Genomic DNA, 13,290 nt, shown 5'->3' on the forward strand with positions numbered 1-13,290 from the left:
GTTTGTACTGAACCCCTTCAAATAGTTTCAAAAGCAAGGTCTATCTATCCTTGGTGATGTATCAATTTACATCAACCTTGATAGGAGAATACCTTGAAAACACTTCCCCGCATGACAGAATGGCTGGTGGCCGCAGTGCTGCTGTCACTGGTAATCGGTGCATTCTACCCAAACCAATTTCCCGTAAGCCTTTATAAACTGAATCTGATTGCCATCGCCGCTGTGGTCGGCTACTGGCTGGATCGCAGCTTGTTCCCATACGCCCGCCCTGATGCATTCTTGGCGCGTGACCTGGAAGACATCGAAAACACGGCAGAAGTGGAAGATTCTCCGCTTCAGTTTGAGCTGGAATGTTCCCTGCAGAATGACATTCTGGCCGCAGTATCAATGATACGCCGCGCCATTATTGTTGCCGCTGCCATGGTCGCCGTGGGCCTGGGAGCCTAAAATGCGCCACTTCCTACCCGCATTCTCGATACCGACGCTGTTTGCGTATGTCATGCTGGCGTGCATCTGGTGTACATCGTCAGTCCAGGCACAAGAAATCCCAAAGGCAGCCCACCAGTACAGGAATGACTTAACACGCATTGCCCGGTCTGTATGGGGTCTTGATGCTCCAGTTCCCGTATTCGCTGCCCAGATACACCAGGAGAGCGGGTGGAACCCAGGCGCAGTCTCTAAGGTCGGCGCACTTGGTATGACTCAGTTTATGCCAGCGACAGCCAAATGGTGGTGCTCGTTAAACAGTATCAGTGCGGCTGACTGTCAGCCCCGCAATCCTATATGGTCGATGCGGTCACTGGTCGGATATGACTACTGGTTATATCAGCGCGTCTATGGTGATACTGAGTTTGACCGACTATGGGCGATGAAACGCAGCTATAACGGTGGACTGGGCCACTGGCAGAAGGAAGCTTCACTGGTATGGCCAGCACGCGACCACGACACTATAGACGCCGCCTGTGGCCTTGCTAGTCGCGCCCGCATCCATTGCGCAGAAAACCTGGGCTATCCAGATCGCATCCTCAACAGCTTCCAGTACAGATATTCAGCCTGGGGCAGAACGGTAGGCCAGCCATGAAATTTTTCTCAAACCTCGGCTGGTTCGACCTGCTTGCTGTTGTCTTCGGCATGACCATAGGCGCTGCTGCTACGCACGTCTTTGACACCGCGCAAATAGAAACCACTAAAGCTGCGATGGCAGGTGTTAAAGCCCAGCATAGCGACCAACAAGCCCAGGCCGCACAAGCTGCCCTGCAGCGTCTGCAAACCGCTAATGAAAGGGCCGATGCGCTGCAGACCGCACTGGACGTAACTGAGCAGCGCCTTTCCATCACCAAAACGGAGTTAAATCGTGAAATCCAAAAAAGCACCACTGGCCGCGCTTGCCTCAATGGCCGTACTGTCGGCCTGCTCAACCGCGCCGCAGCAGGTAGTGAGCCTGCCACCCTGTCCAACGCCTCCAGCGGGCCTGTTGAGACGAATGCCGGCATTGCCACTGATACCGACATCGCCACTTGGATCAACAGCGCCGCAGCCCAGTACAACGTCTGCCGGGCAAGGCTTGACGCCCTGATTGATTGGCACGTCAACCCCGCAAAGGCCAGCACAGAGCATGAGCAGTGATATCTCCGACCAGGCCACCGACCTGGAAGAAAAAAACCGGGAAGGCGCGATTCAAGCGGAGCTGGCCAGGCTGGCCAGCCTGAAGGCAAAGGCACCGCAAGTCAGCGCTGAGTGGTGTGTTGTTTGTGACGAACCGATATCAACAGAACGACGCAAGGCTTCCCCAGGGTGCCAGATGTGCATTGATTGCGCCAGGCGAAACGATGCAAGACAAAGAATTTTCAGGCGTTAAAGGAACTCTATGCAAATAAGTAACGACGATTTAGCCCGCATCCTGGGCCGGATGGAAGCCAAGCTGGATGCACAGGCACAGTCATCCCAACGCCAGGAAATTGCGCTGGCCAGCCTGGATACAAAGTTGACCCAACGCCTCGACGGTCACGAAAGCCGCCTGCGCGTCATTGAGGTGGCCAACCCGGCAAAGATTGCCGAAAGCGTTAAAGATCACGAGCAGCGCATCCGCGCCCTAGAGACGAGCAGCAACCGCGCTGGAGTGATAGCGGGTATAGGCTCCAGTGTCGGTGTCGCTGTCATTGTTGAAATCATTAAACGAAAGCTGGGGCATTAATGGCAAAACCCGCAGACGTGCGTGCCAAGGTGCGCAAGCACTATGTATTTGATCGTCTCTCACTTGAGCAGGCGGCCAAGCTGGCCAGCGTCGCGTATGCAACCGCCCGGCGCTGGAAAGAAAAGGCCCTGGAGACTGGCGACGATTGGGACAAGCTTAAAAGTGCGTCGGCCCTGGCAGGCGGCAACGTCGAACAATTGTCCCAGCAGATTTTAACGGAAATGCTGGTGCAATTTAACAGTGTCCTGGACTTGATCAAGGCCGACGACAAAATGCCTGCCGTCCAGCGCGTCGAGCTGCTGTCCAGCCTGATGGATAACATCCATAAGTCCATGGCCGCGATGAAACGCTTTCTGCCAGAAACCAACGCTCTGGCGATTGGCATGCTGGTCTTGCGTGGCCTGGCGGAGTTTGTCCAGGAGCGCTACCCAGAACACGGCGGAGCCTTTGTTGAAATCCTAGAGCCATTTGCAGACGTATTACCCAAGTTACTGGCCAAGACAAAATGAACCTTGATTTTTCCATTACCAGCACTGAGTTCAAGAACCAGATTGCAGAGCTGACAGCCGCGTTACGTAGGGACATAGAAGCGCACCACATCGGCCTGGATGCTTCTAAGACTGCCATCGCCGAGCGCCGCAAGCGTGTCTTGATGGGTGACTTTCAGTTTTTTGCTTACACCTACTTTCCACACCATATCAGGGGTGAGCCGTCCTTATTCCAGGGCCAGTTCTGCCAACGCTATCCGCAACTATTGAGGCAACCTGGGGGCGTTAAAGAATGGTGGATAGCTCCCAGGGGTGAGGCAAAGTCATCCATGCTGACCAAGATCGGGCCAGTCTGGATTGCAGTTCAGGCGCTCCTGCAAAGGGAAGAAATCAGGAAAGAAATAGGCTGGAGTGATCCAGCCCCTACTTTTATTGACTACATCATTCTATTGGGAGCTGAGACCAAGTTACCAACCAAGCTGCTGGAAGTCGTTAAAACAGAGCTGACGGTTAATGCTGCCCTCGCCATGGATTTTCCGGAAGTGTGCGGCAAAGGCCCGACATGGAAGGTCGGCGAATTCATTACCAAGACCAATGTCAAGGTAGAACCGTTCGGTGCAGAACAAGCGATTCGCGGAACGTTCCACGGAGCCAGCCGCCCAAAGCTGTTGCTGGGTGATGACTTGATCACCGATGCGGAAGCCAAAAGCCCGACTGAACGTGACAACCGCTGGAGCTGGCTGAGCAAGGCCATTGACTACCTCGGCCCGCCTGACGGTAGCGTTAAATATCTGGGCGTCGGTACTATCCTGGACAAGGACGACCCGATCAGCCGGGCCAAGCGCACTATCGGTCATATCGTTCATCACTTCCGCGCCATCCAGACCATGCCAAGCAATATGGACTTGTGGGCCGAGTGCGAGGAGCTGATGCGTAACGCAGACGTTGCCCAGGCTGCAGAGGCAGCCAAGAGTAACCGGGTCGTTGCCAATGATGACCTGGTGTCTTATCGCTTCTACCTGGCAAATAAGACCGCCATGGATGAAGGTGCAGTCACCTCCTGGCCCACAGTCCGGTCTCTGTTTTGGCTGATGCGTCAGCGGGCCACGGCATCAAAGGCGTTTAACACCGAGATGCAAGGTGACCCACGGACAGATGAAGACAAGGTATTTAACAAGATTCATTTCTGGGTGAAGCGCCTGCAGGACTGGCTGATCTTTGGAGCCTGTGACCCATCCATGGGTAAAGGCCAGACATCAGACCCATCCTCTATCCTGGTTGGCGGCCTTGACCCTACTACGAGGCGTTTGCACGTTATGGAGGCATGGATAAAGCGCCGGGTTCCATCGAAACTGGAATCTGACTTGATAGACATGCAAAGAGAATTTAAGTGCCTGGGTATTGCGTTCGAGAACAACAACGCTTATGAACATTCCCGCCAGTCTTTCATTAAAGCCGGACTAACAAAGGGTGTGGCACTACCGCTGATTGGTGTTACTGCCACAGTGCCAGCCGAGGTCAGGATAGATTCAATAGAGCCATATATCACAGATGAATTTGCCCCGACGATCATCCTACACGCGAAACTGATCCAGTTACTCAGCGAGCTGGACACCTGGCCGGAACCACAATCGAATCACCACTATGACGGTTTAACGGCTTTGCATTTGTTGCACTGGATCGCAGTCACCAGGGGCGCGGGCATGTTTGAATTCCAGAGCGTTAAACGCCGAAACGAAGAGCCCCGCTCGTTTGCCTCCGACTGGACGCAAGACGACACCCCCGACTACCAGGGCCGGGGCGGATATTAAACAGGAGCAGGAACAATGGGAACAATCGTCGATATCAACGGCAATCCGATACAGCAGGAAATCTTGCACGAACCACAGACGGCCCGCATAGCCACATTACCGACCGAGTATGCGAACCATCCAAGCCGGGGTTTAACGCCTTACAGGCTTGCCCAGATACTGGAGGAAGCAGAACGCGGCAACCTCCAGGCTCAGGCTGACTTGTTTGCGGACATGGAAGAGAAAGACGCGCATATCTTCAGCGAGATCAGCAAACGTAAGAACGCTATCCTAACCATTCCCTGGAAAATAGAACCTCCAGAGAATGCAACGCCAGCCGAAAAAGACGACGCAGCCTGGCTGACCGAAATCATGACTCAGGTCAGCGGCTTTAGCAATTGCCTGCTCGCCCTGATGGATGGCATAGGCTACGGGTACTCAAATGTGGAAATGGAATGGGGCATGATAGAAAAGCAGTGGATACCCGCTGCCTTGCATCATCGGCCCGCCTCCTGGTTCCGCCTGGCGCAGTTCAACCAGGATGAACTGCGTCTGCGCGATAGTAGCCCCCTGGGTGCAGAGCTGATCCCTATGGGATGGATAAAGCACGTCCACCGGGCTAAGTCGGGCTATATTGCCCGCTGTGGCCTGCACCGGGTACTAGCCTGGCCCTACCTGTTTAAAAACTTCGCCATCCGTGACCTGGCCGAGCTGCTGGAGATTTACGGTATTCCCATTCGTCTGGGTACTTACCCAACAGGTACGGGCGAAAAAGAGAAAGCAACGCTGCTGCGGGCCGTGACCGAGATCGGCCACGCTGCAGCCGGGATCATCCCGGAGGGAATGAAAATAGAGTTTGAGCAGGCGGCAAGAGGTACACATGATCCACATCTCGCCATGAGTGATTGGGCAGAAAGGTCTGTGAGCAAGGCTGTCCTGGGCGGAACACTAACCAGCCAGGCAGACGGCAAGTCCTCGACCAATGCACTTGGCACCGTTCACAATGAAGTACGTCACGACCTGCGTGATTCAGATGCAAAGCAAGTTGCCGCGACCATAGGCCGCGACCTGTTCTATTCACTGTTAGCGTTAAACAGACCGAATGCCAACCCGCGACGCTTACCATTACTGGTCTTTGACACATCAGAGAAAGAAGACTTTACAACTTTTGCCACGGCCTTGCCTAACCTGGTGGACGTAGGCACACCTGTTCCAGTTTCCTGGGTACAGAAGAAGCTTGGCATCCCAGCGCCACTGAAAGATGAACCTATCCTGGTACGCATGCCAGGGACGAGCGCTGCCAACATCAAAGGCAAAGCGCTGGGCCTGAGTGCCTTTGCTGCACTCAGCGCACGTAACCAGCAAACTTCAGCAGACACCCAGGCCGTGACGCTTGAGCAAGAAGCAGCGGAAGCCTGGCAAGCGGTAGTCAGTCATATAGAAAGCCTGGTCAATGAAGCCGATAGCCTGCCAGCGCTACAGGCGACCCTGCTTAACGCCTATGCGGGCCTGCCCCTGGAAGACCTGCAGGCGGTCATGGCGCAGGGCTTTGCCGCAGCCCTGGTCGCAGGTATGTATGAAGTAAAGGCAGGTCGATAGCGTGGCAGACCTGGAACAACTCCCACCATGGAACAAGCCGTTCCAGGAGCAGCTTACCTTCTTCAAGAAAAAGCTGAATCTGCCCACTGAGCGCTGGGACGACATCGTGCGCCAGGCGCATGACCGGGGCTTTATGGTCGCAGGCGCGCAAACTGCAGACCTTTTGACGGATTTGCACAATGCAATACAAAAGGGCATCGAGCAAGGCACTGGCTTAGGGGCGTTCAAGAAGGACTTTAAACAGATCGTTGCCAAGAACGGCTGGACGGGTTGGACTGGGGAAGAGTCGGAAGCCAGGACGGCCTGGCGCACCAAAGTCATTTACCAGACAAACATGAACGCCAGCTATGCCGCCGGGCGATGGCAACAGCTAAATGACCCTGAGCTGGCAAAAGCAAAGCCGTACTGGCAGTATTTGCATAGTGACAGCGTGACCTTCCCAAGACCCTTACACAAGTCCTGGCACGGTTTAACGCTGCCGCGTGACCATCCTTTCTGGACAGAGCATTTTCCGCCTAACGGCTGGGGATGTCAGTGCCGGGTCATCGCAGTCACAAAGACCGTATACATGAAGGCTGTAGCTAACGGGCGCGGCCCTGCAGATGCGCCAGGCAATACTGATGGTATTGACGACGGGTTTAACTATGCGCCAGGTGCAAACATTGCCACCTCGTTCCGGGAGCTGGTGCAAGACAAATTGATCACTTACCCCCCGGCCATCAGCACGGCGCTGTCCCGGCTGATGAACAAGACTGTGCATGCTGAGGATGTCGTCCAGTTCGTCAAGGACGCTTTAGCCAACCCAGATGTCACAGAAAACCAGTTCCTGGGCTTTGTGGAAAATCCTGCCGACATACAGAAGGCCGTGGGCGAAGACACAACAGGCTTTATGGTCATGCTCAAAAGTGAGTATGCCAGGCACGTCAATAAGAGCCACAGCCGTGATGGCGGCAAGCAGCGCCCGCCAACGCCGGACGACTTTGCCCATGTGCTGACAGTGTTAAATGAGGCCGACAAGCTGACGCCAGGTGATGCATCCAAGCATGAGCTGCCCACGGTCAAGGCGAGTAAGGAAATAAATGGGGATTTGATAACGGCGGTGTTTGAATTGCGCCTGGGCAAGAAAAACCGGGTGTTAAACCTGTTGTCAATGTATATCAAGACATAGCAGGCATCTGGCTGATGTATGTTCCCCCCAACCATTACGTCCAGGACGGTGACGCCAATGCCTAAAATAATAGCACAGGAAAGCCAATGTTAGAAATTCAAAGCAATGACCAGGTAGTCCAGACCCTGCTGTCCAGGATTGTGGCCGCTACCCAAAACACCGAGCCAGCTATGCGGGCAATCGGGGAAAACCTCATGGAAGTCAGCAAACAGAGTTTTGAGAAATCGGCTTCCCCGGCAGGCGTTCCCTGGGCCAGCAATACCCAGACAACAATATTGCGTTACCTGGAGCAGTTGGGCGGCGGCAATTACAACAAGGCCGGGAAACTGTCCAAGAAAGGCGCAGACCGCGTCATGTCAAAAAAGCCCTTGATAGGCATCAGCAAGGACTTGATGCGCCAGTTTAGCTATGTGGCTACACCAGATTCTGTTACAGTCAGTAATAGCATGGTGTATGCAGCCATGCAGCAGTTTGGCGGTACACGCTCGCAGTTCCCTAACCTGTGGGGTGACATTCCGGCCAGACCGTTCATGCCATTAGACAGCGACGGCAAACCGGATGATATGGCCCAGCAAATGGTGGTCGAAACCATCCAGGAATACATCGAAGACGTGATAAACAGCCAAAATTGATTTGCGGGCTTTTGGGGCGTTTAAACCAGTCAGGACGCACCAACCCGCAGGCCATCCTGTTTCTACCGCGTTAAACACGCGTTAAATCGCCCCACAGCCGCCAATCGTCCCGGCACCCCCACCTCAAAACCGACAAAAACAAAGCAATAAGGCACTGAACCCCTTCAAATAGTCCACAGGTTGTCTTGCGCCGATCATGGCGACATGGACAAAAAAACCTTACTCAAAAAACGCAACGGCACGGCTTTAGCAGCCTTGTCTTTGCAAATCGATGTCAAGGCAGGCAAAGAGATTCAATTGCTGCCAGCCGGCCGTTTTACCGCCATCGATGGCCGCCCCGCAAGTATGGAAGGCTGTAACTGTACCGAATGGGTACTGGATGCAGACAACGCGCAAACCTTGATTGCCGCTGCCGCTGCCCGTGGTAACCCTGCGGTAATCGACTATGACCACCAAACCTTGTGGAAAGAAAAGAACGGCCAGCCAGCACCCGCTGCAGGTTGGTTCAAGACGCTTGAGTGGCGTGACGGTGTCGGCCTGTTTGCCATTGATGTGGAATGGACGCCTGCAGCAGCCCTGGCCATCGAGACCAGCGAGTACAGGTTTATCAGTCCGGTAATCAATTTTGATGCAAATACGGGTCGTATTACCAAGCTGACGATGGCAGCACTGACTAATTACGCAGGTATAGACGGGATGCAACAGGCCAGGCTTGCTGCTCTGTCATCCCATTTTTTTGATGATGAAGAAGAGGAGCAACCAATGAATGAACTGTTAGCAGCACTGCTGAAAGTCCTGGGCCTGGACGACAAGGCAAACGAAGCCACGGCCCTGTCAGCACTGAATGCCTTTGTGATCAAGGCGAAAGAGCAACAAGACAGCGTCACAGCCTTGTCCGCCCAACTGGCATCTGCAGGGACGACTACACCTGACCCGGCCAAGTTTGTGCCCATTGAGGCAGTGAATGCACTGCAGACACAACTGTCTGCGTTAGCAAACCAGGTCAACGGTAGTGCCGTGGACAAGGTCGTTGAAGCTGCCCTGGCCGCAGGAAAACTGCTGCCAGCCCTGGAAAAATGGGCGCGTGACCTGGGCACAAAGGACATGGCTGCCTTGAATGCCTTTATCGCCACGACCCCGCAGATCGCCGCCCTTGCAGGTACGCAGACATCCACTACCAAGCGTGAAATCGATGGTGTAGCGCTGTCCGCAGAAGAGTTGGATGCCGCCCGCTTGCTCGGCCAGACGCCGGAAGCCTATGCCGCTGGCAAGAAGAAGTACGGCAAGTAAGCCCCAGTAGATCGACTACGGTTGACAACAAACACTTAACATCATCAGGAGAGTTTCATGGCAATAGTTACGCCCCCACTACTGAAAGCCTTATTTACAGGCTTTCTGAACACGTTTCAAGGCGCACTGCAGTCCGCACCAACCCAGTACGAGAAGATAGCCACTGTTGTGCCGAGTACGTCGGCCAGTAATACCTACGGCTGGTTGGGCCAGTTCCCAGATTTGCAAGAATGGATTGGTGAACGTCAACTCAAAGACATGGCAGCGTATGGCTACGCTATCACCAATAAGCTGTATGAAGGCTCGGTGTCAGTAAAGCGTACTGACATCGAAGACGATAATGTCGGTGTGTACACGCCTCTTTTCCAGGAAATGGGCCTGAGTGCTGCACGTTATCCAGACAAGCATTCGTTCGGCATTCTCAAGGTCGGGCAGTCCACACTTTGCTTTGATGGGCAAAATTTCTTTGACATTGATCACCCTGTCTATCCAAATACAGACGGCACAGGCACACCTCAGAACGTCTCTAACCTGCTTACGCCTGGCTCTGGTGCTGTGGCCCCCTGGTATCTGCTTGACACATCCAGGGCGGTAAAACCGATCATCTTCCAGAAGCGCTCATCACCTGAGCTGACTGCAATGCAGTCGAATGAAGATGAAAGCGTGTTCATGAAAGACATCTACCGTTACGGTGTTCGGGCTCGCTCCAACGTTGGTTTCGGCTTCTGGCAAATGGCGGTGTGTAGCACTAAGCCACTGACCAAAGCAAGCTTTGAAGAAGCTTATGACTTGATGCGCGGCTTCAAAGGTGATGGCGGCATTCCCTTGAACATCACGCCAACCATCCTGGTTTGTCCAACAGTCCACCGTTCTGCCGCCAACGAAGTCATCAAAGTGGCACGCATGGCCAACGGCGCGGACAACCCAAATTACAACTTGGTCGAAGTACTGGACTCTGCCTGGGTGAACGCATAACCAACTAGCCAGGTGTCGCCCCTCCCCCAGTTGTGGGGGGAGGCTTGGGACAGGAACATACAGAACATACAGGAGTAGCTATGGGCAAGAAACAAGACAAAGCTGGTGATGATGCTGAAAAACAGCCCGACCAGTCAGCGGGACAAGGGCAACAAGAGGCGCAGACCGAGCCAGTCCAGGACAAGCAGCCAGACCCATCTGGCCAGGGCCAGTCTGCAGGTGATGAAGGCAAGCAGGTTGAACAAACCGAATCGCAAGCCCAGCAAGACCAGGCAGTAACTCAAGACGCGGCATTGACAGAGCAGCCACCAGCAAACGACAAATTCCAGTCACTCGTCAAGGCGCTGATGCAAGTCAAGGCAGAAGATATAAACGCAAATGCTGTTGACATACGCCGCATCGTCAATATTCGCACAGTCAACGTGCCTAACAATCGCCGTTACAGGGGCGGCATCTGCTTCACCGATCAGGGGCAACCAGTCAACCTGGACGACCTGACCGAAGAGCAGTTCAAAGCCATCATGAGCGACCCTTACCTGCGGAAAGAGTGATATGTACTGCAGTGTTCAGGACTTGATTGATGCCTTTGGCGAAAAAGAGCTTATCTCTTTGAGTAACCGCGACGTGCCAGGATCAACTGTAAATGTGGACGTGGTCAACAAGGCTATTAGTCAAGCCCAGGCAGAAATCGATGTGTACCTGGAGGGACGCTACCCGCTGCCTCTCGCATCGACACCCATCATCCTGCAGCAAATCAGTCAAGACCTGACACGTTTTTTCCTACACACCAGGATTGACGATGATCACCCGGTATCGAAGCGCTACAACCAGAGGATCAGGCTGTTATCTGAAATATCCAAGGGCAAGTGTTCACTCGGCCTGGATGTTGAAAACAAGGTGGCGATGACTGCAGACACTGTTCAGATTGCACCTGGTCGCAGTGTGTTTGGTGGGAGGGACTGGTAATGGCAATTGATGATTACCTGTTCATAGAGAAGCCTTTGATTGCCCGAGTCAAGGAAGAAATGCCTGGCTTGCAAGGGGTCTATGCATGCGCCAACCTGGCCGACCTGGCGACACAGCAGCAGATCACCCCTGCGGCGCATGTCATCTACGTTGGTGATGATCCAAGCACATCACCCCAGGGCACCCTGGGTAAAACCCAGGCAGTCATCCAGCTTTGGGCAGTGATTCTGGCTGTGTATGACGCTGACCCTAAGAATACGGGCGAAGGTGCCAGACGCATTGCCGGGCCTTTGATTGCCTCATTGCTGCGGGCAGTCTGCGGATGGAAGCCGGATGACACCGTTAAACCCTTGGTGCGCAGCAGACCGGTTCCACCTCATTACGCAAATGGGTACGGCTATTACCCATTTGTTTTCAAAGCCGAGTTTGTTTTTAATACTTAACGGAGGATTTATGAGTAATCAAAATGTAGCAGTTCGCCTGAAAAAACCGCACACACATGCAGGCGTTAAATATGAGACAGGTGCAGAAATCTCAGTGTCGCCTATGGATGCTGAATGGCTGACTGCAGTCGGTGTGGGTGAACTGGTCAACCCGGAAAAGGAACCAGACGGCAAGAGCGGCAAAGACGCCAAGAAATAAAACGGATTGACTACATTACAAAGGAGTCCATAACATGACTTACCAACCACAATACTATCTGGGCCAGGGTAAAACATTCTTTGGCTTGCGAGACGCCAACGGCAATCCAAAATCATTGCGCTGGCTCGGTGACGTTGACGAAGCAAAAATCACTTTTAAAACAAACAAGGTCGAACGCAAAGAGTCCTGGTCTGGCGAGCGCGGCAAATCCATGAGTCTGGTGCTCGATAAGGAAGCCAACCTGGATTTGACACTGATGGACTTCAGCCCTGAAAACGTCAGCCAGGTGATCTTCGGTAAGAGCAGCCTCATAGCGAATGGGACGGTGACAGGAGAGGTGCTGCCAAGCGGTTTGGTCAGTGGTGACCGGATAGCGCTGAAATACCCTCAAGTGTCAGCCGTGACAATCACCGATTCTTCAGCTACACCTGTGACACTGAACCCAAGCAAGTATGATGTGGAAGCAGTATACGGCGCGGTGACTATCAAAGATGCCACAGGCTTGACCGAGCCGCTCAAAGTAGCCTATACACATGGCGGAGTGAACTCAATATCAATATTCAGCAAGATACCGGATGATGTTTACTTCCGCTATGAGGGCATTAACCTGGCACAAGGCGGTGCACCCATCATAGTAGAGCTGTACAGGTTGAAAACGGAACCATTGAAAGAACTGGCTCTGATCACTGAAAAGCAAGGCGATATGAAAATCAGCGCTGAAGTCCTGATTGACAGCACCAAGCCTGCCGATGGTGAGATGGGCCGATTCGGACGAATACTCCAGGTATCGACCGCTTAAAAAAAGCCGTCACTAGACGGCATGCATCCCACTGAAGCCCATCAACTGATGGGCTTTTTGTTTGCTCTCTACACTGGTTGCACTTACCCAAACAACCAGGAGCGAACATGTCAACAGCAGATAACACACCGCCACAAGACGACCTGAGCAAGGTCATTCCAACCGTTAAAACCATCATCATTGCGGGTGAATCATTGCCGATTCAGCCCTTCAAAGTGGGTCGCCTTCCTGTGGTCTTAACTGCCGTCCAGCCAATTGCTTATGTATTGATGGGCAATGCTGAAACTGCAAAGCTTGACATACTCAACCTTGTTATCGCGCACACAGACGACAGTCTTAATCTGCTCGCTGTCTTGGCGGACAAGCCGCGTGACTGGGTAGATGACCTGGATTTAGACGATGCAGTAACTCTGCTGTCCGAACTGTTGGAGGTCAACCTTGATTTTTTCGTCCAGCGAGTGCTGCCTCGTCTGTTGCAAGCAGTAGGCACGCTCAGCACCGCAGTAAAAAGCAACGCCCAGGCTCTGACAGCCATTGGGCAGACAGCATCCAATCCCTCATCGCCGCAGGCCACAGCCTGAAAGACATCCTGGAATACACCTGGCCGCAGTTCAAGACATTCGTCAGCAGCGTGGCCCGGTTCAGGAGCCAGCGGGATAGTGAGCTGTTCCACTTGATGCTGGTTGCTACCAGGGGTGACGAGGATAGCGTCAAAGCATTGGTAAAGCATTTTGGAGACCTGAAGTA

At 53.5% G+C, this 13,290-nt stretch carries 18 protein-coding genes; all 18 read left to right on the plus strand.

The window, feature by feature from the left end; genetic code table 11:
* Positions 1-93: 93 nt before the first annotated feature.
* The 18 genes from ACO0LF_RS12330 (at position 94) to ACO0LF_RS12415 (ending at position 13,124) form a co-directional block, all read left to right on the plus strand.
* The gene (locus tag ACO0LF_RS12330) at positions 94-447 is read left to right on the plus strand and encodes a putative holin (RefSeq protein ID WP_423014370.1); all 354 of its coding nucleotides are present in this window, start codon (positions 94-96) and stop codon (positions 445-447) included.
* Between the two features lies 1 nt (position 448).
* A complete protein-coding gene (locus ACO0LF_RS12335) occupies positions 449-1,081 on the plus strand; it encodes a transglycosylase SLT domain-containing protein (RefSeq protein WP_423014371.1) in 633 nt (210 codons plus the stop codon).
* Entirely contained in the window at positions 1,078-1,626 is a 549-nt protein-coding gene (locus ACO0LF_RS12340) for a hypothetical protein (RefSeq protein WP_423014372.1), read from the plus strand. Before ACO0LF_RS12335 ends, ACO0LF_RS12340 begins: the two co-directional genes overlap by 4 nt.
* Positions 1,616-1,858, plus strand: coding sequence for a TraR/DksA C4-type zinc finger protein (locus tag ACO0LF_RS12345; protein ID WP_423014373.1), 243 nt, complete (start codon positions 1,616-1,618; stop codon positions 1,856-1,858). Before ACO0LF_RS12340 ends, ACO0LF_RS12345 begins: the two co-directional genes overlap by 11 nt.
* 9 nt (positions 1,859-1,867) lie before the next feature.
* Positions 1,868-2,194, plus strand: a complete 327-nt coding sequence (locus ACO0LF_RS12350) for a hypothetical protein (protein WP_423003633.1) — start codon at positions 1,868-1,870, stop codon at positions 2,192-2,194.
* Complete coding sequence (locus ACO0LF_RS12355) at positions 2,194-2,703, plus strand: DUF1804 family protein (RefSeq protein ID WP_423014374.1); 510 nt, start codon at positions 2,194-2,196, stop codon at positions 2,701-2,703. The genes ACO0LF_RS12350 and ACO0LF_RS12355 overlap by 1 nt, the downstream gene beginning before the upstream one ends.
* Positions 2,700-4,493 (plus strand): hypothetical protein, encoded by a 1,794-nt coding sequence (locus tag ACO0LF_RS12360; RefSeq protein ID WP_423014375.1) that lies wholly within the window; start codon positions 2,700-2,702, stop codon positions 4,491-4,493. Before ACO0LF_RS12355 ends, ACO0LF_RS12360 begins: the two co-directional genes overlap by 4 nt.
* A 15-nt stretch (positions 4,494-4,508) precedes the next feature.
* Positions 4,509-6,071: a DUF935 domain-containing protein gene (locus ACO0LF_RS12365; protein ID WP_423014376.1), complete on the plus strand. Its 1,563-nt coding sequence runs from the start codon at positions 4,509-4,511 to the stop codon at positions 6,069-6,071.
* Position 6,072: 1 nt separating this feature from the next.
* Positions 6,073-7,239, plus strand: coding sequence for a phage minor head protein (locus ACO0LF_RS12370; RefSeq protein ID WP_423014377.1), 1,167 nt, complete (start codon positions 6,073-6,075; stop codon positions 7,237-7,239).
* Between the two features lie 86 nt (positions 7,240-7,325).
* Complete coding sequence (locus ACO0LF_RS12375; RefSeq protein ID WP_423014378.1) at positions 7,326-7,871, plus strand: phage virion morphogenesis protein; 546 nt, start codon at positions 7,326-7,328, stop codon at positions 7,869-7,871.
* Between the two features lie 204 nt (positions 7,872-8,075).
* The gene (locus ACO0LF_RS12380; RefSeq protein WP_423014379.1) at positions 8,076-9,161 is read left to right on the plus strand and encodes a phage protease; all 1,086 of its coding nucleotides are present in this window, start codon (positions 8,076-8,078) and stop codon (positions 9,159-9,161) included.
* Between the two features lie 57 nt (positions 9,162-9,218).
* On the plus strand, positions 9,219-10,136 hold the full coding sequence (locus ACO0LF_RS12385; RefSeq protein WP_423014380.1) for a Mu-like prophage major head subunit gpT family protein: 918 nt from the start codon (positions 9,219-9,221) through the stop codon (positions 10,134-10,136).
* A gap of 80 nt (positions 10,137-10,216) precedes the next feature.
* Positions 10,217-10,687 (plus strand): hypothetical protein, encoded by a 471-nt coding sequence (locus ACO0LF_RS12390; RefSeq protein WP_423014381.1) that lies wholly within the window; start codon positions 10,217-10,219, stop codon positions 10,685-10,687.
* A gap of 1 nt (position 10,688) precedes the next feature.
* Positions 10,689-11,102 carry a gp436 family protein gene (locus ACO0LF_RS12395; protein WP_423014382.1) on the plus strand — a complete coding sequence of 138 codons (414 nt, stop codon included), beginning with the start codon at positions 10,689-10,691 and terminating at the stop codon, positions 11,100-11,102.
* Entirely contained in the window at positions 11,102-11,545 is a 444-nt protein-coding gene (locus ACO0LF_RS12400; protein ID WP_423014383.1) for a phage tail terminator protein, read from the plus strand. Before ACO0LF_RS12395 ends, ACO0LF_RS12400 begins: the two co-directional genes overlap by 1 nt.
* A 10-nt stretch (positions 11,546-11,555) precedes the next feature.
* A complete protein-coding gene (locus tag ACO0LF_RS12405; protein ID WP_423014384.1) occupies positions 11,556-11,744 on the plus strand; it encodes a DUF7210 family protein in 189 nt (62 codons plus the stop codon).
* A 34-nt stretch (positions 11,745-11,778) separates the two neighbouring features.
* Positions 11,779-12,543, plus strand: coding sequence for a hypothetical protein (locus ACO0LF_RS12410; RefSeq protein WP_423014385.1), 765 nt, complete (start codon positions 11,779-11,781; stop codon positions 12,541-12,543).
* A gap of 107 nt (positions 12,544-12,650) precedes the next feature.
* Positions 12,651-13,124: a DUF6631 family protein gene (locus ACO0LF_RS12415; protein ID WP_423014386.1), complete on the plus strand. Its 474-nt coding sequence runs from the start codon at positions 12,651-12,653 to the stop codon at positions 13,122-13,124.
* Positions 13,125-13,290: the final 166 nt, after the last annotated feature.

Origin of the sequence: Undibacterium sp. Di27W (assembly GCF_049340345.1) — a bacterium.
Classification (GTDB): domain Bacteria; phylum Pseudomonadota; class Gammaproteobacteria; order Burkholderiales; family Burkholderiaceae_D; genus Undibacterium.

Coding starts and splice junctions, on each gene's coding strand:
- ACO0LF_RS12355 (WP_423014374.1), top strand. CDS start 2,194: ATGGCAAAACCCGCAGACGTGCGTGCCAAGGTGCGCAAGCACTATGTA.
- ACO0LF_RS12400 (WP_423014383.1), top strand. CDS start 11,102: ATGGCAATTGATGATTACCTGTTCATAGAGAAGCCTTTGATTGCCCGA.
- ACO0LF_RS12395 (WP_423014382.1), top strand. CDS start 10,689: ATGTACTGCAGTGTTCAGGACTTGATTGATGCCTTTGGCGAAAAAGAG.
- ACO0LF_RS12375 (WP_423014378.1), top strand. CDS start 7,326: ATGTTAGAAATTCAAAGCAATGACCAGGTAGTCCAGACCCTGCTGTCC.
- ACO0LF_RS12405 (WP_423014384.1), top strand. CDS start 11,556: ATGAGTAATCAAAATGTAGCAGTTCGCCTGAAAAAACCGCACACACAT.
- ACO0LF_RS12340 (WP_423014372.1), top strand. CDS start 1,078: ATGAAATTTTTCTCAAACCTCGGCTGGTTCGACCTGCTTGCTGTTGTC.
- ACO0LF_RS12350 (WP_423003633.1), top strand. CDS start 1,868: ATGCAAATAAGTAACGACGATTTAGCCCGCATCCTGGGCCGGATGGAA.
- ACO0LF_RS12390 (WP_423014381.1), top strand. CDS start 10,217: ATGGGCAAGAAACAAGACAAAGCTGGTGATGATGCTGAAAAACAGCCC.
- ACO0LF_RS12380 (WP_423014379.1), top strand. CDS start 8,076: ATGGACAAAAAAACCTTACTCAAAAAACGCAACGGCACGGCTTTAGCA.
- ACO0LF_RS12415 (WP_423014386.1), top strand. CDS start 12,651: ATGTCAACAGCAGATAACACACCGCCACAAGACGACCTGAGCAAGGTC.
- ACO0LF_RS12360 (WP_423014375.1), top strand. CDS start 2,700: ATGAACCTTGATTTTTCCATTACCAGCACTGAGTTCAAGAACCAGATT.
- ACO0LF_RS12365 (WP_423014376.1), top strand. CDS start 4,509: ATGGGAACAATCGTCGATATCAACGGCAATCCGATACAGCAGGAAATC.
- ACO0LF_RS12385 (WP_423014380.1), top strand. CDS start 9,219: ATGGCAATAGTTACGCCCCCACTACTGAAAGCCTTATTTACAGGCTTT.
- ACO0LF_RS12335 (WP_423014371.1), top strand. CDS start 449: ATGCGCCACTTCCTACCCGCATTCTCGATACCGACGCTGTTTGCGTAT.
- ACO0LF_RS12345 (WP_423014373.1), top strand. CDS start 1,616: ATGAGCAGTGATATCTCCGACCAGGCCACCGACCTGGAAGAAAAAAAC.
- ACO0LF_RS12410 (WP_423014385.1), top strand. CDS start 11,779: ATGACTTACCAACCACAATACTATCTGGGCCAGGGTAAAACATTCTTT.